Raw genomic sequence first — 23,787 nt, forward strand, 5'->3', positions numbered from 1 at the left:
CACGACACTCCTCGAGAACGCAACATGAAAACCATCGAAACACCGGTCCTGATCTGCGGCGGCGGCGGCGCAGGCCTGAGCCTGTCGATCTTCCTGTCGGCGCACGGCATCGACAACCTGCTGGTGGAACGCCACACGACGACCTCGCATCTGCCGAAGGCGCACTACTACAACCAGCGCACGATGGAGATCTTCCGCGAGCACGGCATCGCCGACACGATCTACGCGCGCGGCACGCCGTTCGAGAACATGGGCCACATCGTGTGGATGACCTCGCTGTCCGGCGACGGCCCGCTGGACGGCAAGCTGCTCTACAAGATGGATGCCTTCGGTGGCGGCAAGCTCGAACCGATCTACGACGCCGACAGCCCGACGCGCTCGGGCAACCTTCCGCAGATGCGGCTCGAACCGATCCTGCGCGAGTTCGCCGAGAAGAGCCCGCGCGCCAAGGTGCTGTTCGGCCACGAGCTGATGAGCTTCGAGCAGGACGACACCGGCGTGACGTCGGTGATCAAGAACCTGCAGAGCGACGAGGAATTCCAGGTGCGCTCGCAGTACCTGTGCGGCGCCGATCGCGGCCGCACGATCAATCCGAAGCTCGGCATCGAGCTGCAGGGTCCGAGCAATCTGGTCGACATGGTCAGCACGCACATGACCGCCGACCTGTCGAAGTACATCACCGACGACTCGCCGTTGATCCGCTGGTTCGCCAATCCCGAAGGCGGCAGCGGCTGGGGCAGCGGCGTGATGGTGGCAATGGGTCCGAACAAGTTCGACCGCCACTCCGAGGAGTGGGTGTTCCACTTCGCGTTCCGCCCGGACGATCCGGATTTCAACGAGGACGACATCGTCCCGCGCATCCGCCACCTGCTGCGCATTCCCGACCTCGACATCAAGGTGCACAAGGTCAGCCACTGGATCGTCGAAGCGGTGCTGGCCAACAAGTACCGCGGTGGTCGCTGCCTGATCCTGGGCGACGCCGCACATCGACATCCGCCGACGACGGGCCTGGGCCTGAACTCCGGCATCCAGGACGCGCACAACCTCGCATGGAAACTCGCCGCGGTGCTCAAGGGCCAGGCCGGCGACGGACTGCTGGATTCCTACGAGCAGGAGCGCCGGCCGGTGGCCGCGCGCAACACGCGCTGGGCGCTGATGACGTTCATGAACCACGTCGTCACGGACGCCGGCTTCGGTCTCATCCCGGGCGCGCCGCCCGAGCTCAACGCCTTCCAGATCACCACGCTGCTGTCGGATAGCGACGAGGGCGAGTGGTTTCGCGCGCGTGCCGACGAAGTCGTCGGCACGCAGCGCATGGAGTTCCAGGCGCACGACATGGAGCTGGGTTTCCGCTACGACGGCAACGCCGTGGTACCGGACGGAACCGAGCCGCCGCCGCGCGGACGCATGGGCGACATCTACACGCCGACGACGCGCCCCGGACATCGCCTGCCGCATGCCTGGCTCGAGAAAGGCGGCAACAAGCTGTCGACGCACGATCTCTGCGGTCGCGGGCGATTCGTGCTGATCACCGGCGCCAAGGGCGATACCTGGAAAGCCGCAGCCAAGGCGGCGGCCGAGCGCTACGGCGTGCCGGTCGACGTGGTCAGCGTCGGCGCGCCCGGCCAGGCCGAAGACCGCAGCAACACCTGGTCGAAGCTGCGCCAGGTCGAGGAAGACGGCGCCATCCTCGTGCGTCCCGACGTCCACGTCGGATGGCGCTGCGCCCGCGCGCCGGTGGATGCCGCCACGGCGCTGTCGGATGCGCTCGGCAGGATTCTCAGCAAAACCAAAGGAAGCCGATGACGATGCGTGCCTGGCAATTCAAACACGGCGACAGGATCGCCAGTCTCAAGATCGTGCAGCGTCCCTCGCGCGATCCCGGACCCGGTGAGGTTCGCGTCGCCGTACGCGCGGTCTCGCTCAACTATCGCGACCTGATGGCGGTCAACGGCCTGTATCCGGTTCGCGTGGAGCATCCGGTCATCGCGGCGTCCGACAGCGCCGGTGAAGTCGTGGCGGTCGGCGCCGGTGTCACGGCGTTCAAGCCGGGGGATCGCGTCGCCAACACCTTCTTCCAGGATTACGTCGACGGCCGTCAGACGCCCACCAAGAGCCTGCACTCGTTCGGCGGTGGCATCGACGGCGTGCTCGCCGAAGAACTGGTGCTGCCCGAGCGCTGCTTCGCGAAGCTGCCGCAGGACATGGACTACGTCGAAGGCTCGACGCTGACCTGCGCCGGCGTGACGGCGTGGAACGCGATGTTCGCCATCGCCAACCTGCAACCGGGCGCGCGCGTGCTGCTGCTGGGCACCGGCGGTGTGTCGATCTGGGGGCTGCAGATCGCCAAGGCCGCCGGCATCGAAGCCCTGATCACCTCGTCGAGCGACGAGAAACTCGCCAAGGCCAAGACGCTGGGCGCGACGCACACGATCAATTACCGCAGCACGCCCGAGTGGCAGCACGAAGTGCTGCGCCTGACCGGCGGCGAAGGCGTGGACCTGGTGCTCGAAGTCGGCGGCGAAGGCACGTTGTCGCGTTCGGTGGCCAGTGCGCGCTTCGGCGGCGTGGTGGCCTTGATCGGCGGTGTCAGCGGCTTCGGCACCGATCCCAACTTCAGCCCGATGTCGCTGATCATTGGCGCCAAGCGCATGGAAGGCGTCTACGTGGGCAGTGCGGAGATGCTCGAAAAGCTGTCGCGCTTCGTCGGCCTGACCGGCATTCGCCCCGTCGTCGACAAGGTCTTCGCGTTCGACGAAGCGCCCGACGCCTATCGCCATCTCGAATCCGGCCGCCATTTCGGCAAGGTCTCTATCCGCGTCGGCGCCTGAAGCCGTCGCCTTCGAAATCCCGTTCCTGAAAGGAGAAACACCGTGAGCAACAGCACCCGCGAAGTCGCACAGCGTTACATGGACCTGCTCAGCGCAGGGAAATTCTCCGAGGCCTTCGACATGCTCTCGGACACGGCGGTCTACCGGATCATCGGCACCACGCCGCTGTCGGTGCCGCTGCCCGGGCGCGAGGCCGTGAAGGCGGCACTGGTGCCGGCGCTAGCCAGTTTCCAGAAGCCGCTCAAGCTGACCTGCCATGAACTGATCGTCGAAGGCAGCCGGGTGGTCACCATCGCGTCGGGCGAGGGCGCAGGTCCGACGGGCCTGCCGTACAAGCAGGCGCACTACGCGATGGTGCTGTCCATCGAGAACGGCCAGATCCAGAGCGTCGTCGAGTTCATGGACACGGTGGCGGTCGAGACCGCCCTGCTCGGCAACAAGCTGGTCCCGGCCTGAGCGGCGCCACGTACGCCTTGCACGACACGCGGATGCCCGGATTCCGCCACCATTCCGGACCGAAAGCGATCGTGCGAGCGGTACGCGCCGCGCAGGCAAGCCTGCCTGCGCGGCGCGCGCAATGAAGGAAACGTAATCAAGTGGCAACAAAGACTCCCTCGAAAGAACCGGCCAGGAAGAACGCGCGCGGGCAACGTCGCAGCCATGCGGCGCGCCTGCCCGCGAAATCGCATGCGTCACCCCGCGCTGCCGTCGCCAAGTCTTCCGCCAAGCGCGCGCGTGGCGACGAGGCCCGGGAGCGCGTCCTGCATGCGGCACTGGAGTGCTTCGGCGCCTTCGGTTTCGAGGGAACGTCGACGCGCGCCGTCGCCGAACGCGCGGGCCTGAGCCATCCGCTGCTGCTCTATCACTTCGATTCGAAGGACCAGCTCTGGCAGAGCACGATGGAAGACGTGCTGGGCCGCTACCAGAGTGCGCTCTATGCCCGGCTCGCGCAGGTCGACGTGACGGATGCTGGCGCCGGCCTGCGCGCGTTCATCGAGAATTTCGTGGAATTCTCGGCCAAGGTGCCGCAGCTGCACCGGATCATGACGCAGGAAAGCACGCAGGGCAGCCAGCGCATCCACTGGCTGATCGACGCTCATCTGCTCGACTCGTTCAGCCAGGTCTGCGACATGATCCGGCGCGGACAGGCTTCGGGCGCCGTGCGCAAAGGGGAGGCCGAACGCCTCTATTACGCGGTGATCGGTTTGGGCGGAACGCTTTTTTCAGTCTCCACCGAATTCGGGCTTTTGACCCGACGCGATGTCTTTTCCACCGCCGAAGTGCGGAAAACCATCGAATTGATCTTCGATTTCCTGTTCCGCTGAACGCTGGTGCGGCGGCTGCGGCTGCGCGGCCGGGCACCCAAACTTGGGCGCGCGTTAATCGGCAAGGCCCCATACGCGGGTCCCCTGCGCTGGCGGGTGAATCAGCAGGCTGCTTCCCTACTTCCCTCGGCCGGTATCCGGCCGGTATGGTGTACGTCTCGCAACCTCCGGGAAACCGAATGCCCAACATTGGCGTCGTGCTGAAAGACGAAATCACCCGTCTCGCAAAAAAGGTATTGAAAACCCAGATCGGCCCCTTGCAAGCCAGTTCGGCGGCACAGCGGCGCCATATTGCGGCAATGAAACGGCAGATCGCCTCGCTGGAAAAGGAAGTCGCTCGCCTGCGCAAGGGAGCCCCCGGACGCGCACCCGCCGCCGCGGCAGCCTCCGAGGGTGATGAGCAGCCCCTGCGTTTCCAGGCCAAGGGCCTGCGTTCGCTGCGCGCCCGCCTGGGCTTGAGCGCCGAGGATTTCGGCAAGCTCGCCGGCGTCAGCGGCCAGTCGGTCTACAACTGGGAAGCGGAAAAGACCGTTCCCCGTCGCGCACAGCTGCAGTCGCTGTCGCGGCTGAGGGGTGTCGGCAAGCGCGAAGTCCAGAAGATGCTCGACGCCGCCACCTGAGGCGACATCCTGGCTCCGGTTCGCACGAGGCGACCGGAGTCCACTTGCTTCGATATCCCGACCGCCGCGTTCCACTGATCGCTTCGTTCTTCGCCGGCTGGATTCCCGCCCCGCCGAAGTGCGGATCGGCGCCAGACCCGCAGCGCTGATCGCGGACTGCGAGGCGCCAGGCCTGGGCGGCCGGATCCCTTGCTGCCATTGACGGTGGAGGATGCTCCTGCGGCCTTCGTGCCGCAGGGGCTTTCATCGATGACGGCGTGCCGCTGTCATGGCGCGCTAGGACTTCCTGCCACCCTTCTTCCTGGCCTCGTCGTCGAGCTTCTGCGCACGGCTGCCATGTTCCTGCAGCATCGTCATCATCGACAGCGCGAACTTGCGGATATCCGGATCAGGCGATTCCTTCGCGGACTGATCGAACAGCGAGATCGCCTCCTTGTGCGACAGCAGCATCTTCATGCGGTAGTTCGCATCGAAGCCGGGTCCCGCGTCCTGCTCCTTCAGACTGTCGAGCATCAACTGATGCCGCTTGAGCAGTTCCTTGGGCAGATCGACGTTCTTGCGGGTCGCCAGGTTGGTCAATTTCTGCGACGACGCCGTGTGGTCCTTCACCATCGCGCTGGCATACGCCTTGATGTCGGCATCGGTCGAACGCTCCAGCGCCACCTTGCCGGCTTCGATCTCCAATTGATCCAGCGACGCCGCCGATTCGTAGAAGTCCGAAGGGTCACTGGACATCACAGCCTCCATCGCACCCGAAGGCTTCATCTGCTCCGCGGCGGATAGCGACGGCGTCGCGCCGGACACCGCAGCAAGGCCCGCCAGCAGGCACATCAGGGGAAGGGCTTTCATGACGTTCTCCGCACGGTCGACCGGGTCCAGCAGCACGCCACGTACCCAATGCCGGGAACAGGGATTGCGACCGGTTCCGCCGGAGTTCCCATAGGAGTGCCCCATGCATCCCGTTCATGATCAGAAGGAAGCGAACAAGTTTCTCGAGGGCGGCGTCTTCTACCCGACAGGACACATCGTCGCGGCATTCGAGAATGCATCCGCTGCCAAGAAAGCCCAGGGCGTGCTGACGCGCGGGCAATGGCCCGAGGATCACGTGCTGTACGTCGACGCCGCATCGATGGCCGACGAGGCGGAAGAGAACCTGCAGGACGCGAGCTTCCTTTCTGCCGGTGCGAGCGTGCCCGCCCGCCAGAAGCAGCTCGAACTCGCCAAGGCGGGGTGTCACTTCCTGCTGATCTTCGCGCCGGAAACCGACGATCAGGAGCGGGCGATGTCGCTGCTCAACGGACACGCCGTGGTCTACGCCGCCAAGTACAACCGGCTGATCATCGAGAACCTGGTCAAGGACATCCACTCGTCCGCGGACAAGCAGGCCGCTCGCTCCCCCTAGGTATCGATGCGGCGACGGCGGCGATGCCGGACGGGATCGCCGCCCGCGAATTGCGCTGCAGTCTGCAGGCCGGCGTGCAAAACGAGACTGGGCGTCCTGCCGTTCTCCGGGCCCTGACCGGACAGCGCAAGGACGTCCCGGTCCGCCGACGCGTTTTTCCCCGAAGAAACGTTCATTCCGCAGCCCGATCACGGCTTTTCGGAAGCCTTCCTCGCACGGCACGCCCCTTGCTCGAGCAGCGCCAGTGCATGCAATAGGGAGCGACAGACCGTGCCGCTGGATTCCATTTCCGCTGTTTCGATGCTGCGCATCCCTCCAGGAGCTTTCGGTTCCATGGAGTCGGTGCCGACCGTCGGAGTGCCCAACGAAGCGCTGCTTTCACTCGGGCGCTGGCTGCAGGCGCAGGCATACCGGTTCGTCTGTCCCACGCCGGACACGCACGCACGCGTCATCGAGCGAGCGCCCGATCGCGAAGCGCAGTCGCTCGACGATGTCTTCGGCTGGAACCTGCCGTTCTCCGCGGGCGTGATGCCGGACTGCGTCATCCACTGGCTGCACGAGGCCCGCATGCTGTCGCACATGGGAACGCGACTGCGCAGCGGCGTGCGCTTCTCGTCGATCGGCGATCGCCTCTTCGCTCATTCGTCGTATCCCACGCTGGATCGCGACGCGGTCTTCTTCGGCCCCGACACGTATCGGTTCACCCGCTTCGTCGAGACCGCGCTGTCCGCGCCCTGGCCTCATCCCGTGCGTTCGATGGCCGACATCGGCTGTGGTGCGGCGGCAGGCGCCATCGTCGCGCTGGATGCGCTCGACGGCCGCGACCTGCAGCGGATATTGCTGCGTGACATCAATCCCAAAGCGTTGCAGTTCGCCGCGACCAACGCCGAGCTGAACGCCTGCGGTCCGTTGGATCTGAGCCTGGGCGACGCATTGGCGGACGTGGAGGCCGACTTCGATCTGCTCATCGCCAATCCGCCCTACATGATCGAAGACGGCCTGGATCGCGCTTACCGCGACGGCGGCTCCCATGGCGGCGTGGATATGGCGCTGCGCTTCCTGACCGACGCGATGGATCGGCTGGCGCCGGGCGGACGGATCTTGATGTACACCGGCACGCCGATCGTGCGCGGTGTCGACACGTTCCTGCGTCACGCCAGCGCGCTGCTCGACCGCACCTCGCTGCGCTATCGCTACACCGAACTCGATCCCGACGTCTTCGGCGAAAACATGAGCCTTCCCCAATACGCCGAGGTCGATCGCATCGCCGTCGTCGGACTGGTGGTTTCCCGCCCCGGAGGCGATCGATGAATTCGTCACTTGCTGTAACCGCCCGCGTGGCCCCGATCACACCGCAGGATTCGCTGCATCGCCGGCTCGCGTACTTCAACCGCAAGCGCCTCACACCGGCGCTGCCGACCAGCGAATGGCTCGAGGAACTGCAGCAGCAGGGCCACTTCGCACAACTCGAAGGCCGCTTTCTGGAAGGCGAGCGGCGCGCCGTCATTGAGCGCTGCGCCGGACTGCCGCAGGATCCGGACGACTTCATGCAGTGGTTCGAGTCACTCGACGAAGCCGGCGCCGGCCAGCACGATCCGTTGTTCAACTGGCTTGCGACGCGCGCATCGATGGAGGACATGCGCTGGTTCCTGAACCAGGAGATCGCCGGGGAAGCCGGCTTCGATGACCTGGTGGCGCTCACGCAGGTGCGCATGCCCACCCAGGCCAAGCTCGAGATGGCCCGCAACTACTGGGACGAGATGGGCCGCGGGCGCGAGATCCGGATGCACGGTCCGATGCTGCACGCCACCGCCGTCGCCTTGGAGCTTCGCGCAGACGTCGAAGCAACCGTCTGGGAAGCCCTGGCCCTGGCCAACCTGATGTCGGCCATGGCCAGCAGCCGCCGGTACGCCTATCACTCGATCGGCGCGCTCGGCGTCGTCGAACTCACGGCGCCGTCGCGCGTGCGCCAGGTCGACAAGGGCCTGAAGCGGCTCGGCGTTGCGCCGCGCGCGCGCAGCTACTTCACGTTGCACTCGCGCATCGACGTCCTGCATTCGCGCGAGTGGAACCGAGAGGTCATCCGTCCGCTGATCGAGGCGGACCCGCGGCTGCGCATCCCGATCGCCGAGGGCGCGTTGATGCGACTCAACGCCGGCGCGCGCTGCTTCGCGCGCTATCGCGAGACGCTGTGGGGCAGCCCCACGCTCGCGCCGCGGATCGTCCGGCCCGTGACACGCGAGCGTGTATCGCGGATCAGAAGCGCGCCGGCGACGGTGGAATAACGCGTCGAGAGAGATTCCCGCGCACGGCCACTGCAGCGGCCGTGCGCACCCGGTTCACAAGTGCTCGATGAACCAGGAGACGGCGGCCCCCGATGATCGGGAGAAGTACTGGTCATACACGTCGAAGTGTCCGCACCGGATCCCCTCGAGCCGCTTGGGCTCCAACGCCTTCGCGTAGGTCTTGAGCGCTTCGTCGGCAACTGCCAGCTCATCGTCCAGCGCCACCACCATCAGCAGCGGCGTGGGGCTGACGAACTCGACGTAGGCGCCCGGCTCGTATTCCGAGAACAGCTCGGCCGATTGCAGCGTGACCTCGTTGCGCCACGACGGCGCGTGCTCCTTGGCCCGCGAGGTCATCCAGCTGTACGAATCAGGCGTCGGCAGCGCACTCGGCTGACCTTCCGGCGCGACGACCGGAATCAGCTGTGCGGGCTCGCCGCGCGACCGGCGCCGGCGATCCTCGTCGAACGCGCGTTGCATGACGACGATCTGATCGGCCCTGACCAGACGCCGGAAATTCGCGTGGCCGCTGGTCAGCGGAACCTGGGCGACCACGCATCGGACGCGACGGTCCTGCGCGCCGAGGACCATCGCGTGGGCACCGGCGTAGCTGGAACCCCAGACGCCGATCCGCTGCGCGTCCGTCTGCGGCAAGGTCTCGGCGTAAGTGATCGCATCGCGCCAGTCGCGGACCTGCTGCCACGGATCGATGTGCTGTCGAGGCAGGCCGTCGCTGGCGCCGAGATTGCGGTGGTCGTAGACCACGGCGGCGAATCCGGCCGCGACGAACGCTTCGGCGAAGCGGTCGAGAAGGAGTTCCTTCACGGCCGAGAATCCGTGCGCCATGACGATGGTCGGGAACCTGCCGTCGCCGAACGATGGCGCGTAGTGCCACCCCCGCAGCGTGGTCCCGTCTTCGGTCTTGAACTCGATATCCTTGCGCACCCGCATCTCCTGGTCCGGACAGAGCCGCACGGTATCCAGAGGCGTTCTTCCGATCTTGCTCGTCAGCGCAGTCGTTCGAGCAGGCAGTGCAGTCGTTGACGCACGCCGCGACGGCGTCCGACACTGGCGCGCGCAACACGTCCAATTGCCATGCGTATCCACCCGTTTGACTGGTCGACCGAGGCTTACCGTCCGCAAGATCGATTCGAAGCCTGGAAGGTTGCGCTCAATGAGACGCACCTCGGCTTCGACCTGGATGGCGCTGGCGCAAATGCGATTTCCGCGCGCGTGCATCGTGACGGTCTGGGTGACCTGAGCTTCGTGTCGTGCAGCAGCACGCCGTGCTCCGGCGAGCGCGGCAGACGCCAGATCGAAAATACCTCGGACGACTGCTTCGGCCTTCTCTACATCCGGCGCGGCCGCGAGCAGGTCACCGATCACGTGGGGCAGCACCTGCTGACCGGCGGCGATCTGATGTTCTGGGACAGCCGCAAGACGCAGAGCTTCAAGGTCATCGAGCCGCTCGAAAAGCTGACGCTGATGATCCCGCACGCGCTGATGAAGGCGGCTCTTCCGAATGCGGAAGACTATGCGGGAACCGTGCTCAGTGGCCCGCTCACCCAGCTGCTGCGCAACTCAATCGAAGCGCTGGCGGATGTCTCGGGCGCGCTGGGCGACCGGGAAGCGATCGCCGCCGGGGAGCTGGCGATACTCGGGCTCAGCAACGCGTTGAGGGCCGGTGATGGCTGGGCCGAGAGCTCGATGCGCCCGGCATCGCTGGAGTCGGCCCTTCGATACATCGACCTGCATCTCGATGACGAAGAGCTCGGGCCCAAGGCCATCGCCAGGGCGACCGACATTTCAGTTCGCTATCTGCATCTTCTTTTCGAGCATCAGGGCACGACGGTGTCGCGATGGATCAAGCAGCGTCGTCTCGTGCGCTGCCACGCCGACATCAGTGGCGATCGCCGGACCACGATCACGCGGATCGCACATCGCTGGGGCTTTGGCGACGCCGCGCAGCTGACGCGTGCGTTCCGTTCCGCCTATGGCTGCACGCCGCGCGATCTTCGGCGGAGCGCTCGCTCCCAATAGAGCGGCGCCGTCAAAAAAAAAGCGCGGGGCTCGATAGCCCCGCGCCTGCATCAGCTTCGGCGAGCGCCTGACGGCGCCACTACTTCAGACCGCGCTAGCGGCCGCGCTGATCGCGATGTCCGCCGGCCGACGTCGGCGACGAACGCGCCGGCGGATCGGAAGCCGGGAAGCTGTCGTCGAGCGCGTCGTCGAGGTCGGTCTTCACCGAGCGACCCTCGTCCGGCTTGTCGCCCGGCGGCTCCGGCTTGCGAGTCTCGTCTTCGGCCGCGGCCTGCGGCTGGAAGCGCTCGTCATTCTTGGCATCCGGGTGATCGGAGCCATCGCGGCGTCCATGGTCGTCGCCATGCGGCGCGTCAGCGGTTTTGCGCTCGGCCTGGGCGTTGCTGTCGAGCCGCTTTTCGAGTTCCGGCTTGCGCGCGCCGGGACCGCGGTCGTCGATCACGTTTTTCTTCGCGTCCGGCGTCGCGGCATTCGCAGTCTTCTTCTTGGCTGTGGCCATGGATCTACTCCTTCAGTGGATGCGGTTTCAGTAACTGAAACGACGCTGGGGAGACGCAATCGCGGTGCCTGCCCGAACACACAAATCGGTCGCGTTCACACCCGGGGATCAATGACTTGCGGAACGCGCGTCGGCACGGCCCGCGCAGAATACCCAACCGATCCGGAACGGCCTTCCCGAAGCCGGATCAAGCCGTCGCTTGCGGCGTCGGACGCGAAGGCGCTGCACGCGGCGGACTCTCGCGACCGGAGGCCTGCGTGCCGGGCAGAACCGTGATCGCCTCCATTGGTTCGTCCTCGTTCTTCATGCCGTCGACGCGCGGCACATAGAACTCCAGGTACGCGAGGCGCAGCACCGCGAACAGCGGCGGCGCGATGAGCACGCCGAGCAGGCCGGCCCAGGATCCCATCAGCAGCATGATCACCAACAACGGCGCCGCCGGCAGTTGCACCTTGCCGCGCATGACCATCGGCAGGATCACGTGACCCTCGAGCTGCTGCGTCGCGAGAAAGACGCCCAGCACCCACGGAAGACGCGAGACGTCGGACGCCAGCGTCAGCAAGGCGGCGAACACCACGACGATGATGATGCCGACGTACGGAATGATCCCGAGCACGCCGGTGAGCACGCCGAGCAGCAGCCAGTAATCCGCGCCGACGGCCCACAGGCCCAGCGACGTCAGGCTGCCGATGATCAGCATGTCGATGAGCTGCGCGTGGAACCAGGTGCGCACCACTTTCGAGGCCTGCCCGACGAAACGATCGGCGCGCTCGCGGTGACGCGCTGGCACTGCGCGCACGACGCCCTGTCGGTATTCACCTGCGTCCACCGCCACGTACAGGCCGATGACGATCGCGAACACCAATCCGGAGAGCACACCGACACCCGACCACGCGCCCTTGAACACCATCGTGCCCACCGAACTCGCGGTACCGGCCACGTCCATCGACGCCATGTTCTTCTGCAGCCACGGGAAGCGATGCAGCAGGCCGTTGGCGAGTTCCTGCAGTCGTTGCACCAGCGCCGGACCGCGCTCGGCCAGCAGCGCAGCCTGCGAGTCGACGACGCCGGCGAAGGCCCAGCCGATGCCACCGACCAGCGCGATGGCGATCAAGGCGATGAGGGCCGCCGCGATACCGCGCGGCACGCGCAGCCTTCGCTGCATGGCCTCCAGGACCGGCGCCAGGATGGCGCCGATACCCACGCCGACGAGCAGCGACACCACGATCACGCGCGCCCAGATCAGCAGCACGCCCAGCAGGACGAGCAGCGCCACGTAGTTGGCGATGCGGATCGGATCTCGTTGGCGGGAGGATGTTTCGGATGGGCTCATGTCGACCTCGTTGTCGCGTGGCGCAAGGGAGCGGTTGTCAGGCGCTGGTGCCGCGCAGCAGCGCGACCGGCCAGTCGGTCATCACGGTGTTCAGCGGCAGCCGGCGGCCCGTCATCGACAGCGGCCGCATCTCCAGCGCGTCGTACCAGTCGTACGCCGCCAGTGTTTCAGGCAGCACCACGGCGGTATCGAGCAGGGCTTGCGGCGGCAGGCGCAGGTCGCGCGCACGCCGCGTGTACGGATGAACATGCAGCGGAGCGATCACCAGCAGGCAACGCCGGGCATGGCGGCGCAGGAACGCGACGAAGTGCGGCGCGAGTCGGCCTTCGAGCGCAAGACCCTGGTACTCGCCTCGCGCGAAGATGTCCGGATCGCCGCGCCGGCACGCCAGCACGCGTTCGACGAGCCGCTGCTTGATCGCACCGTCGTGCCAGTTGCCCAGCAGATCCGGCGTGGAAACCGAACTTTCGAGACTCGCGCCGAGTCCCGCGTAATCGACCTGCCGGCGGTTGTCCGGATCGACGAGGCTCAGATCCCAGCCTTCGGTGCCCTGGTACAGGTCCGGCACGCCGGGACAGGTCATCCGCAGCAGCGCCTGCGTCAGGCTCTTCACGGCGCCGGTGGGCGTGATCTCGTCGACGAAGCTCGCCAGCGATTCGATGAACGTCGAGGAGCGCGCCGGATCGAGCACGGCTTCGAGGAATTCCCGGCAGCCTTGTTCGTAGCGCTCGTCGGGCGCGCTCCAGCTCGAGTGGCGCTTGGCCTCGCGGATCGCCTTTAGCTGCCACGCGGCGAGACGTTCGACATAGGCGCTCATGCCTTCGCGATCGGTCGCCTGCAATCCCATCGGCCATGCGCCGACGATCATCTGGTAAAGCAGGTATTCGTCGACATCGTCCGGCGCCTGCCCGTCCTGCTGTCGACGCAGCGGCTCGTTGAACCGGCGCCAGCGGCCGACGGCCTCGACCCAGGCATCCGGTGTCTCGCTGAGCACCGCCAATCTCGCGCGGACGTCTTCGCCGCGCTTGTGGTCGTGCGTGGCGGTGGCGAGCAGCGCGTCGGGATAGCGCTCGCGCCGATCGGCGCAGAGGGTGTGGAAGTCGTCGGTGGACAGCGCGAACTGTCGCGGGTCGGAGCCGACCTCGTTGCGTGACAGCAGCAGGCCGTGGCGATAGAACGCGGTGTCTTCCACCGACTTCGCGGCCACTGGCGACGTCAGCTGCTGGAAGCGCGCGATCGCGCGCAGGCGCGCACGCCGCGCTGCGGGTCGTGCCACGTCCTTGGGCGCCTCGCCGCCAAGCCAGCCGTCGATCCGGTGCAGCAGCGGCCGCTCGGACGGGCGGCAACTGCGCGACGCGGCCTCGACGACGCGTTGCATGATCTGCGCGTCCTCGTCGCCGCGCCCGCGGCCGTCGACATAGGTGCGATAGACGGGGAAGTGCGCGAGCAGTTCGGTGAGCACGCGCCGGATCGCCGACAGGGTCCAGTCGCGCGTCGCCGAGTGTTCAAGCGCGACCGCGTGCAGCGCATGCGCGCAGGCGCCGAACTCGGCCGCGAACAGTTCCTGCGGAATCCGGCGGCGCGCTTCCTCTTCCTCGTCGGCGAAGTCGTTGCCGCCCTCGTGCCGATTCCAGAATTGCGTCAAGCGCGCCTGCCCGCGCGCGTCGTGCAGCAGCGCGCCGACCTCGTTCATGAAGCTGTAGCCCGACGTGCCGTCGACCTGCCAGTCGCTGGCGAGGCGTTCGCCCTGCGCGAGGATCTTCTCGACGACGACGTAGCAGGTGTGGCGCGGCCGTTCGCGCTTCAGGCGCGCACGGAGCTGGCGGCAGTAGGCACGCGGATCGGCGAGGCCATCGACATGATCGATGCGCAGGCCGTCGATCAGGCCTTCGGCGTACAAGCGGAACAACGTCGAATGCGCAGCCTCGAACACGGCGCGATCCTCGATGCGAATGCCGGCCAGTTCGGTGACGTCGAAGAAGCGGCGCCAGTTGATCGTGTCGGACGCCGTGCGCCACCACGCGAGGCGATAGTGCTGGCGGTCGAGCAGGCGGTGCAGCAGCGCCTGCCCTGCGGGCGTCGCCGCGGAGAATCGTTCGAGCGTGCGTGCCAGCGTGTCGCGCACGCCGGCGTCTTCGCGCGTGGCATCCGCGAGCTGCATCGCCGCCTGCTCGAATGCGCTGAAGCGAGCGTCGCCGCGTCGTTGCGCCAGCGCATTCGTGAAGACATCCGCCAGGCGACTGCCCGACAGCAGCAACGCGTAGTGCGAAGGCGCGATCGGGAACACGTGGTCGGCGTATCCGACGAAGAAGCGGCCGCGCCGCTCGTCGAAGCGCAGCTGCAGGTCGCCGGCGGCGAGCACCTCGCCGTACGGCTCGCCGAGAAAGGGCGCGAGCAGTCGGCCGGACAAAGCCGGGTCGCTGCGATCCCAGTCGATGTCGAAGAACGTGGCGTTGCGGCTTTCGCGCCCCCACTCCAGCACGTCGAGCCAGCGCGGGTTGTCGCCCTTGCCCACCGCCATGTGGTTGGGCACGACATCGACGACCAAGCCCATGCCGTGCGCGTGCAGCGTCGCGACCAACTGGCGCAGGCCCTGTTCACCGCCGAGTTCGGCACTGACCTGGGCGTGATCGACGACGTCGTAACCGTGCATCGAGCCCGCGCGGGCCGTCAGGATCGGCGAGACGAACAGATGGCTGATGCCGAGTTTCTGGAAGTACGGAACGCCGGCGCGTGCATCGTCGAACGTGTAGCCGGCATTGAGCTGCACACGCGCGGTGGCGCGCGGTGGCGTCGGAATATCCAAGGCGAGGGGGCGGACGTCATTCACGGGTCCGGCAGGGCAGCAAGAATGGATCCCGGGGTCGAAACCTCCACAGCGGGCATCCCGGACTTCGTCCGAGCTACGGGGTGTCGCGCGCTTGCTGCGGCGTTTCCGGCCGTAGGCTGGGATGAAGCGAAGCGAATCCCAGCGGACTTTTGCCGAATACCTGCTGGGTTTCGCTTCGCTCCAACCCAGCCTACCGAGCTCACCCCGCAGCGAGGCTCCCCGGACTTCGTCCGGGCTACGGGGTGCGTGCTCGCTGCAAGGCTCCGAGCACCGCTTGCGCCGTCGGCGACTCGATAAGGGTCACCGCCTCGTCCGGCAGGCGCCGCACCCAGTTCGGATGCGTGTCGACAGTGCCTGGAATATTCGGCTGCTCGACCAGCGCGAGCGCATCCTCGATCGGCAGCAGCGCGAGTTCGCAGGGCGTGCTGCCGATGAACGCGGCGGCGGCCACCGCGGCGATCTCTCCTTCCGCCGCGGGCGGCTCGGCGCCCTGCGCCACGCCGGCGTGCACGAAGGCGTTCCACAGCGCGTTGCGATCCTCACCGCGCACACGCGCAGCGTCGGCCGGCGTCTGCCCGTCGTCGAGCAGATCCAGTTGCGCGCGCCATTCCAGATCGCGCCCGCGCCACCAGCCCGCGACCGTCGGCAGGTCGTGCGTGGACGTCATCGCCACCGTGCCGCGCGGCCAGCGCTGGGGCTCGACGAAATAGACACCGTCGCGCTGGAACCACATCACGCGCATGCCGAGCAGACCGCCGCCGATCAGGTGCTGCTGGAAGCCCTCGGGCATCGTCCCCAGGTCCTCGCCGACGATCAGTGCGCGGTGCCGCCAGGATTCGAGCGCGATCAGGCGCAGGAAATCCTGCAGCGGATAACGCACGTAGGCGCCCTCGTCGGCGCGCGTGTCGTCGGCGATCAACCACAGCCGCGCCAGGCCGAACACGTGGTCCATGCGCAGGCCGCCGACGTGCGCGAGGTTCGCACGCAGCAATTCGATGAAGGGGCGAAAGCCGTCCTGCCGCAGCGTGCGCGGCGACAGCGCCGACAGACCCCAGTCCTGGCCCTTGCCATTGAGCGGATCGGGCGGCGCGCCGATGCGCAGGCCCAGCAGCAGATCGCGCTGACGGCTCCAGGCATGACTGCCGGCGCTGTCGGTGCCCACTGCGAGATCGCCGATCAGGCCGATCGCCATGCCGGCATCGCGCGCGGCCTGCTGCGCCGCTGCGACGCTGCGATCGGCCAGCCACTGCAGGAACTGTCCGAACGCGATCTCGTCGACGTGTTCGGCGGCGAAACGCGTCACCCGTTCGCTCGAGGGATCGCGAAATTCCGCAGGCCAGTTGCGCCAGTGCGCAATCGGCTCCGGCCCGCTGGCGAAACGCGCATGCAAGGCTTCGAAACACGCGTGCTCGCGCAGCAGCGCGCCCTGCGAAGCGCACCAGGTTTCAAATGCGCCACGCTGGCCGCTGGCGTCGAGGCGTTCGAACAGTCCGGCGAACAGCGACGTCTTGGCTCGCGTCGAGCGTCCCGCGTCGATCTGCGGCGCGCGTTCGAGCGCCTCGAATTCCTCGAGCAGCCCGCGCTGCGCCATCACCGCGTCGATGGTCGATGCATCGAACACCGCGCGCGCGTCGGCCAGCACGGCGTTGCGCATCAGCCGCGATGAAGGACTGTAGGGACTGAAGCGATCCGGCCACGCGCCGAAGCCGGCGTGCGCGGGACTCAGCGCGATCGCATCCGCGCCTTGCGCCGCGAGCGCTCCGACGATGCCGGCCACCGAGCCGAAATCGCCGAGACCGGCATCACCGCGCCGGCGCAGGCTCGGGATCTGCACGGTGACGCCCCAGCGACGCGCATTCGCTTTGCCAAGATCATCGAGCCCCAGGCATCGACGCGGCGCGACGGCCAGCGTGATCGGTGCGTCCAGGCCCAGTTCGAGCCGGTGATATCCCGGCTCCTGCACGCCGGGAAGCATCTCGCCCGCCTGCAACTGGCCTTCGCGGATCGCGCCGCTTTCCAGCAGCAGGCGATAGCGGCCCACCGCGCCGCGATGCAAGGCGATGGCCTCGCCGACGACGGCGGTCACCAGCGGCGCCGGCTGATCCTCTTCGGCACGCAGTCGCGCCAGGCTGTCGATCCGTTGCTGTGGCGTCGCGCCCGGCAGTTCGAGCGCGTGGAGCATGCGGCCGAGCGCGAAGTCCGAGACCGTGCGCGCCTGGCCCCTGAAGTCGTGCCAATGGACGGACACGCCGGCGGCGGCGGCCAGTTCGTGAAGTCCGGGATCGCTGCTCACGGATTCTCCTTCGTTCGTCCCGAAAACCGCATGTCAACCGCAGCCCGGACGTTGAATTTCGCGAAGCGAAAGAGCGGGGTTCCCCTCGCATGCGGAGCGCAATCCCGGACTTCGTCCGGGCTACGTTCGCCACCCGCAGACACGTTTTCTTCGCAGTTCATACGAGATACGCCACCGTCGATCGCGGCGCGAGCCGCTCGTCGCGCCACTCGATGTCCGCACGGCTCGCGTGAATCCGCGTGCCGCCCGCAGGCGGCACGAACGCCACCGGCTCGGTCGCGAGGTTCATCGCCAGCAGCAGCTCGCGACCGGTGCCGAGTCTCCAGCGCGCGCACACGCCGGCCGCGCCGAGCGTGTGTGCGCCGAGGCTGCGACAGCCGGGAAGCCCGGGCACGATCGATTCGCGCCGGATGCGCAGCAGCTTGCGCACCTCGTCGGCCAGGCTGCGGGCGCGCGCATCGGCGTCCGCTGCACGCGGACGCGAATCCTCGAACGTCTGCTGCGCGTTGGGATCGGGAATGCGCGCACGCTGCGCCTCGTCGGCGAAGGCCGGGAACTGCGCGAACTCGCGGCGACGTCCTTCGCGGACCTGTTCGGCGAGCTCGTCTCCGTGATCGGTGAAGAACAGGAACGGCTCCTGTGCGCCCCAGGGTTCGCCCATGAACAACAGCGGGATCATCGGGCAAAGCAGTTGCAGCGCCGTGGCGGCGCGCAGCGCCTGTGGATCGGCCAGGCGCGTCAGCCGCTCGCCGAGCGCGCGATTGCCGATCTGGTCGTGGTTCTGCAGGAACAGCACGAATGCGCTGGGCGGAAGCTGCGCGCTGGGCATTCCGCGCGGTTCGCCGTTGAGCGGCCAGGTCTCACCCTGGTAGATGAAACCTTCCGACAGGCAGCGCGCGAGCTGCTGCGCCGGTTGTTCGGCATACGCCGCGTAGTAGCCCTGGTTCTCTCCAGTGAGCAGCACGTGCAACGCGTGATGCCCGTCGTCGTTCCACTGCGCGTCATAGGCGTTGTCGACGCCCTCGCCGCTCAGCAGCTCGGCGTCGTTGTCGTCGTTCTCCAGCACCAGATGAAGGTGCCGCGCCGGCTCCAGCGCCGCACGGATCGTGGCCGCCGTCTCGCGCAACCAGCCGGGCTCGCGGATCGCATGCACGGCATCGAAACGCAATCCGTCGAAGCGATACTCCTCGAGCCAGTAGCGCGCGTTGGACGTGAAGAACGCGCGCACCTCCGGACGGCGGAAGTCGATCGCCGGGCCCCAGGGCGTCTGGCGATCGTCACGAAAGAACGCCGGCGCATACGCGTGCAGGTAGTTCCCGTCGGGGCCGAAGTGGTTGTAGACCACGTCGAGAAACATCATCAGGCCCAGACCGTGCGCGGTGTCGACGAGCGATTTGAGATCCTCCGGACTGCCATAGGCGCGATCGGGCGCAAACGGCAGCACGCCGTCGTAGCCCCAGTTGCGCGTGCCGGGAAAATCCGCGATCGGCATCAGCTCGATGGCCGTGACGCCCAGTTCGGCGAGCGCCGGCAACTGCTGCTGCAGGCCGATGAAACCGCCGCAGAGTCCGACGTGCACCTCGTACAGCACGGTCTCGGTCCAGGGCCGTCCGCGCCACGTGGTGTTGCGCCAGGCATAGGCATCCGGATCCACCACAAGGCTGTCGCCGTGCACGTCGTCGGCCTGCGCGCGCGAGGCCGGATCCGATACGGCCGTGCCGTCGGCGAGACGGTAGCGATATGCGGTGCCGGCGACGCACGCCAGTTCGCAGCCGAACCATCCCTGCGCATCGGGACGCAGCTGCTCGTGTCGTCCGTCACCGAGTTCGAGCGTGACTTCGTCGAGCGCCGGCGCCCACAGTCCGAAGCGCGTCCTGCCGTTGCCCAGGACCTGCGCACCGAAGGACGGCCGGGCAGGCGGTGCGGCGCTCATGCCGGGGGAGCGGGTTCGTCTGCCGTGTTTGCAGCCGCTGCCGCGGCGTCGGCCGCTTTCTGCTGCTCGACGGTCCAGCGCTGTGCCGTGTCGCGATCCACGTCGGCCGAGATCAGCGCGACGCTGTGCGCCGCCAGCAGGTAGCTCGATGCGCTCATCGACGGCGGATCGCGCAGCGGCTCGTTCGAATCCAGCAGCACGCGGAACTCGGGAACCGGCAGCGGCAGCTCGAAGGCGTGATCGGCGCTGTCGGCATTGAACAGCAGCACCGCGATGTCCACGCGCTCGCCGCTTCGCTGCGCGCGACGCACACCGAGCAATCGAGCCACCGGATTGCTCCAGTCGGCCGACACCAGCTGGCGTCCGTTCTCGTCGAACCAAAGCAGGTCCGGCAGGCCCAGTTCCGCCTCGCCGCGGCCGTGCATGAAACGCGGCGCACGCAGCAGCGCCCATTCCTTTCGCAGCGCGATCAGCCGCGCCGTGAAGTCGCGCATGCGCCGGCCGCGCTCGGTGTCCAGCTTCGACCAGTCCAGCCACGACAGCTCATTGTCCTGGCAGTACGCGTTGTTGTTGCCGTTCTGCGTCTGGCCCAGCTCGTCGCCGGCCAGCAGCATCGGCGTGCCGTGCGAGGTCAGCAGCGTGGCCATGAAGCTGCGCTTCAGGCGATCGCGCAGGTCGATCAGTTCGGCGTCATCGGTCTCGCCCTCGACGCCCCAGTTGCGGCTGAGGTTGTCGTCACCGCCATCGCGGTTGTCCTCGCCGTTGGCCTGGTTGTGCTTCTGCTCGTAGCTGACCAGGTCGTGCAGCGTGAAGCCGTCGTGCGCGGTGACGAAGTTGATGCTGGCCCAGGGGCGCCGCCGGTGGTGATCGAACAGATCGGCGGAGCCCTGCAGGCGCGCCGCCAGCGCGCCGCGCAGGCCGTCGTCGCTGCGCCAGTAGCGGCGCACGTCGTCGCGATAGCGCCCGTTCCATTCGGCCATGCCGGCCGGGTGATTGCCGATCTGGTAGCCGCCGGGCCCGATGTCCCAGGGCTCCGAAATCAATTTGACCCGCGACAGCACCGGGTCCTGCATCAGTGCATCGAAGAAGCCCGCGCCCGGATCGAAGCCGTGCGTCTCGCGTCCGAGCGTGACGCCCAGGTCGAAACGGAAACCGTCGACGTGGAATTCCTGCACCCAGTAGCGCAGCGAATCCAGCGTGAGCTGGATCACGCGCGGATGACGGAAGTCCAGCGTGTTGCCGCAGCCGGTGTCATTGATGCAGTACCGGCGCTGCTCGGGATCCAGGCGGTAGTAGCTGAGATTGTCGAGCCCGCGCAGCGACAACGTCGCGCCGCGCTCGCTGCCTTCGCAACTGTGGTTGAACACGACGTCGAGCAGCACCTCGATGCCGGCCGCGTGCAACTGCCTCACCGCCCACTTCACCTGGCCGAGCGTTCCGTCCGACAGGTACTGCGGATCGGGCGCGAAGAACGCGAGCGTGTTGTAGCCCCAGTAGTTGGTCAGCTTCTGTTCGAGCAGCACGCGGTCGCGCGCGAAGGCGTGGATCGGCAGCAGTTCCACCGCAGTGACACCCAGCCCCTTCAGGTACTGGATGACCTCGCTGGAACCGAGCGCGCCGAACGTGCCGCGATCGTGTTCGAACAGGTCGTGGCGCCGCTTGGTGAAGCCGCGCACGTGCATCTCGTAGATGACGGTGTCCGACCAGGGCACGCGCGGCGGATGATCGCCGGCCCAATCGAAATGGTCGGCGCTGACGACGGCCTTGGGCATGTAGGCCGCGCTGTCACGCCGGTCGAACGACAGATCCTCGCGCGGCGAGCCGACCTTGTAGCCATGCAGGGCGTCGTGCCAGCGCAGCTCACCGGACAGTTGCCGCGCGTAGGGGTCGAGCAGCAGCTTGTGCGGGTTGAACCGGTGCCCGCGGTCCGGCTCGTACGGACCGTAGGCGCGATAGCCGTAGAGCTGGCCCGGCCGGATGCCCGGCAGGTAGCCGTGCCAGATGCCGTCCGTGCATTCGGGAAAGCGGAAGCGCGCGGTTTCGTGCCGGCCGGAGTGATCGAACAGGCACAGCTCCATCGCGTCGGCGTGCGCCGAGAAGACCGCGAAGTGCGTACCGCGGCCGTCCCAGTGCGCGCCGAAAGGTCCCGGTTCGGAAGGCTGGAGCCGGGACGCCGGCTCAGCCACGGGCGGACCCACCCGCGTCCGCCTGCAGCCAGATTGCCGCCAGCGGCGGCAAGGTCACCGCGATGCTCTGTGGCTGCCCGTGATGGGCGATCGCTTCCGATTCCACACCGCCAAGATTGCCCATGCCGGATCCGCCGTAATCGAGTGCATCGGTATTGAGGACTTCGCGCCAGCGACCGGCGCCTGGAACCCCGATGCGATAAACGTGCCGCGGCACCGGCGTGAAATTCACCGCCACGATCAGCGGCGGGCCGGCCTGATCGTGCGCATGGCGACAGAACACGAGCACGCTCTGGTCGCGGTCGTCGCCGACGATCCACGAAAAGCCGGTGCTCTCGGAGTCGGCCGTGTGCAGCGCCGGATGCACCGCGAGCTGGCCGTTGAGATCGCGCACCAGTTTCTGGACGCCGCGCCGGCGGGCGGCCGGCATCGAATCGCCTTCCAGCGCCGCCCAGTCGAGCTCGCCGTCGTGGTTCCACTCGCTGGCCTGCGCCAGCTCGCCGCCCATGAACAGCAGCTTCTTGCCCGGATGCGCCCACATGAAGCCGAAATACGCACGCAGGTTGGCGAAGCGCTGCCAGTCGTCGCCGGGCATCCGCCCGAACAGCGAGCGCTTGCCGTGCACCACTTCGTCGTGCGACAGCGGCAGCACGAAATGCTCGGAGAACGCGTAGACCAGGCCAAACGTCATCTGGTCATGCGCATAGCGGCGATGCACCGGATCCTGCGCCACGTAGCCGAGCGTGTCGTGCATCCAGCCCATGTTCCACTTGAAGTCGAAGCCCAGGCCGTCGTCGGCGACCGCGCGCGTCACGCCGGGCCAGGCGGTGGACTCTTCGGCGATGGTCACGACGCCCGGGTGATGCTCGCGCACCGCCGTATTGAAGCGCCGCAGGAAGTCGACCGATTCGAGGTTCTCGCGTCCGCCGTAGCGGTTGGGAATCCACTCGCCGGCACGTCGCGAATAGTCGCGATAGAGCATCGAGGCGACGGCATCCACGCGCAGGCCGTCGATATGGAACTCGTCCAGCCAGTGCAGCGCACTGCCGATCAGGTGCGCCTGCACTTCGCTGCGGCCCAGGTTGAAGATCAGCGTGTTCCAGTCCTGGTGATAGCCCTCGCGCGGATCGGCGTGCTCGTACAGCGCGGTGCCGTCGAACTGCGCCAGGCCATGGGCGTCGGTCGGGAAATGCGCGGGCACCCAGTCGACGATCACGCCGATCCCCATCGCATGGCAGCGATCGACGAAGGCCTTGAGCTGGGCCGGCGTGCCCAGCGGCGCGTGCGGTGCGTACAGGCCCAGTGGCTGATAGCCCCAGGAGCCACCGAACGGGTGCGCCGAAACCGGCAGCAGTTCGATGTGCGTGAAGCCCAGCGACTGCACGTAGGCGATCAGCCGGTCCGCCAGACCCGACCAGCCCAGCGGGCCGCCCGGAGGACGGCTCCAGGACTCCGGATGCAGTTCGTAGATGGAGATCGGCGCGCGCAGCGACTGCCTTGCCGCGCGCTGTGAGGTCCACGCGGCATCGGTCCAGGCGAACGGCGCCGGATCCGCGACGATGCTCGCATTGCGCGGCGGCACTTCCACCTGCTGCGCGACCGGATCGGATTTGAGCGGCAACAGGCCGTGCGGACCCAGGACCTCGTACTGGTACAGGGCGCCGGGCGCGACGCGCGGGACGAACAGTTCCCAGACGCCGGCCTCGACGCGCCGGCGCATCGGGTGGCGGCGACCGTCCCAGCTGTTGAAATCACCGACCACCGAGACGCGCCGCGCATTGGGCGCCCAGACGGCGAAGCGCACGCCGGCCACGCCGCCGACCGTCATCGCCTGTGCGCCGAACACGCGGCCCAGCTGCGGATGCAGGCCGGACGAGAACTGCGCGAGGTCGCGTGCGTCCAGCAGGTTGCCGAAGGAATAGGGATCTTCGGTTTCCTGCACGCCCTGCGCCCACTCGATGCGCAGGCGGTAAGGCGCGCGCGCCGGCAGCGCGCCGACGAACAGGCCCTCGACCTGGCCCTTGTCGAGCGGCAGGTCGCCGTGGCCGTCGATGTGTGCGGTGACGCCGCGCGCGCCGGGAAGGAATACGCGCAGCGCGAAACCGCGGTCGACGGCGTGCACGCCGAGCAGGGAGAACGGGTCGCCGCAGTGCGCTCCGAGGAGCGCCTGCGCCGCCGCGTCGGGTAGACGAAGATCGGGCATGGGAGGA

At 67.5% G+C, this 23,787-nt stretch carries 18 protein-coding genes; 9 read left to right on the plus strand and 9 right to left on the minus strand.

Annotated elements, in window-relative coordinates; translation table 11 throughout:
- Positions 1-24 precede the first annotated feature (24 nt).
- The 5 genes from DFR24_RS12880 to DFR24_RS12900 all read left to right on the plus strand — a co-directional run bounded on the left by DFR24_RS12880 (position 25) and on the right by DFR24_RS12900 (position 4,776).
- Complete coding sequence (locus DFR24_RS12880; RefSeq protein WP_133881816.1) at positions 25-1,806, plus strand: FAD-dependent monooxygenase; 1,782 nt, start codon at positions 25-27, stop codon at positions 1,804-1,806.
- A 2-nt stretch (positions 1,807-1,808) separates the two neighbouring features.
- Complete coding sequence (locus DFR24_RS12885; RefSeq protein WP_133881817.1) at positions 1,809-2,831, plus strand: zinc-dependent alcohol dehydrogenase family protein; 1,023 nt, start codon at positions 1,809-1,811, stop codon at positions 2,829-2,831.
- 42 nt (positions 2,832-2,873) lie between these two features.
- Positions 2,874-3,287 carry a nuclear transport factor 2 family protein gene (locus tag DFR24_RS12890; RefSeq protein ID WP_133881818.1) on the plus strand — a complete coding sequence of 138 codons (414 nt, stop codon included), beginning with the start codon at positions 2,874-2,876 and terminating at the stop codon, positions 3,285-3,287.
- Positions 3,288-3,427: 140 nt separating this feature from the next.
- Positions 3,428-4,156, plus strand: coding sequence for a TetR/AcrR family transcriptional regulator (locus DFR24_RS12895; RefSeq protein WP_133881819.1), 729 nt, complete (start codon positions 3,428-3,430; stop codon positions 4,154-4,156).
- 179 nt (positions 4,157-4,335) lie between these two features.
- Entirely contained in the window at positions 4,336-4,776 is a 441-nt protein-coding gene (locus DFR24_RS12900) for a helix-turn-helix transcriptional regulator (protein ID WP_133881820.1), read from the plus strand.
- Positions 4,777-5,052: 276 nt separating this feature from the next.
- Here the strand turns inward: DFR24_RS12900 and DFR24_RS12905 are convergent, their stop codons facing one another.
- Positions 5,053-5,625, minus strand: a complete 573-nt coding sequence (locus DFR24_RS12905; protein WP_162851194.1) for a DUF4142 domain-containing protein — start codon at positions 5,623-5,625, stop codon at positions 5,053-5,055.
- Between the two features lie 103 nt (positions 5,626-5,728).
- Here DFR24_RS12905 and DFR24_RS12910 point away from each other — a divergent pair, with 103 nt between their 5' ends.
- The 3 genes from DFR24_RS12910 to DFR24_RS12920 all read left to right on the plus strand — a co-directional run bounded on the left by DFR24_RS12910 (position 5,729) and on the right by DFR24_RS12920 (position 8,463).
- Positions 5,729-6,178, plus strand: coding sequence for a hypothetical protein (locus tag DFR24_RS12910; RefSeq protein ID WP_133881822.1), 450 nt, complete (start codon positions 5,729-5,731; stop codon positions 6,176-6,178).
- Between the two features lie 333 nt (positions 6,179-6,511).
- Positions 6,512-7,489: a methyltransferase gene (locus tag DFR24_RS12915; RefSeq protein ID WP_162851195.1), complete on the plus strand. Its 978-nt coding sequence runs from the start codon at positions 6,512-6,514 to the stop codon at positions 7,487-7,489.
- The gene (locus tag DFR24_RS12920) at positions 7,486-8,463 is read left to right on the plus strand and encodes an iron-containing redox enzyme family protein (protein WP_133881824.1); all 978 of its coding nucleotides are present in this window, start codon (positions 7,486-7,488) and stop codon (positions 8,461-8,463) included. Before DFR24_RS12915 ends, DFR24_RS12920 begins: the two co-directional genes overlap by 4 nt.
- Positions 8,464-8,517: 54 nt before the next feature.
- Here the strand turns inward: DFR24_RS12920 and DFR24_RS12925 are convergent, their stop codons facing one another.
- On the minus strand, positions 8,518-9,414 hold the full coding sequence (locus DFR24_RS12925; protein ID WP_246051650.1) for an alpha/beta hydrolase: 897 nt from the start codon (positions 9,412-9,414) through the stop codon (positions 8,518-8,520).
- A gap of 144 nt (positions 9,415-9,558) precedes the next feature.
- Between DFR24_RS12925 and DFR24_RS12930 the strand changes: the two genes are divergently transcribed.
- A complete protein-coding gene (locus DFR24_RS12930) occupies positions 9,559-10,503 on the plus strand; it encodes a helix-turn-helix domain-containing protein (RefSeq protein WP_133881826.1) in 945 nt (314 codons plus the stop codon).
- A 94-nt stretch (positions 10,504-10,597) separates the two neighbouring features.
- Here DFR24_RS12930 and DFR24_RS12935 read toward each other — a convergent pair whose 3' ends face one another.
- The 7 genes from DFR24_RS12935 to glgB form a co-directional block, all read right to left on the minus strand.
- The gene (locus DFR24_RS12935; protein WP_133881827.1) at positions 10,598-11,002 is read right to left on the minus strand and encodes a hypothetical protein; all 405 of its coding nucleotides are present in this window, start codon (positions 11,000-11,002) and stop codon (positions 10,598-10,600) included.
- 187 nt (positions 11,003-11,189) lie between these two features.
- A complete protein-coding gene (locus DFR24_RS12940) occupies positions 11,190-12,335 on the minus strand; it encodes an AI-2E family transporter (protein WP_133881828.1) in 1,146 nt (381 codons plus the stop codon).
- 37 nt (positions 12,336-12,372) lie between these two features.
- Positions 12,373-15,165, minus strand: a complete 2,793-nt coding sequence (treY, locus tag DFR24_RS12945) for a malto-oligosyltrehalose synthase (protein WP_211346602.1) — start codon at positions 15,163-15,165, stop codon at positions 12,373-12,375.
- A gap of 235 nt (positions 15,166-15,400) precedes the next feature.
- Entirely contained in the window at positions 15,401-17,458 is a 2,058-nt protein-coding gene (malQ, locus tag DFR24_RS12950) for a 4-alpha-glucanotransferase (protein WP_133881829.1), read from the minus strand.
- 157 nt (positions 17,459-17,615) lie between these two features.
- On the minus strand, positions 17,616-19,391 hold the full coding sequence (gene treZ, locus DFR24_RS12955) for a malto-oligosyltrehalose trehalohydrolase (protein ID WP_133881830.1): 1,776 nt from the start codon (positions 19,389-19,391) through the stop codon (positions 17,616-17,618).
- Complete coding sequence (glgX, locus tag DFR24_RS12960) at positions 19,388-21,577, minus strand: glycogen debranching protein GlgX (protein WP_133881831.1); 2,190 nt, start codon at positions 21,575-21,577, stop codon at positions 19,388-19,390. Before glgX ends, treZ begins: the two co-directional genes overlap by 4 nt.
- A complete protein-coding gene (gene glgB / locus DFR24_RS12965) occupies positions 21,570-23,780 on the minus strand; it encodes a 1,4-alpha-glucan branching protein GlgB (RefSeq protein WP_133881832.1) in 2,211 nt (736 codons plus the stop codon). Before glgB ends, glgX begins: the two co-directional genes overlap by 8 nt.
- Positions 23,781-23,787: the final 7 nt, after the last annotated feature.

The sequence above is a fragment of the Panacagrimonas perspica genome (assembly GCF_004364935.1).
Classification (GTDB): Bacteria; Pseudomonadota; Gammaproteobacteria; order Nevskiales; family Nevskiaceae; genus Panacagrimonas; species Panacagrimonas perspica.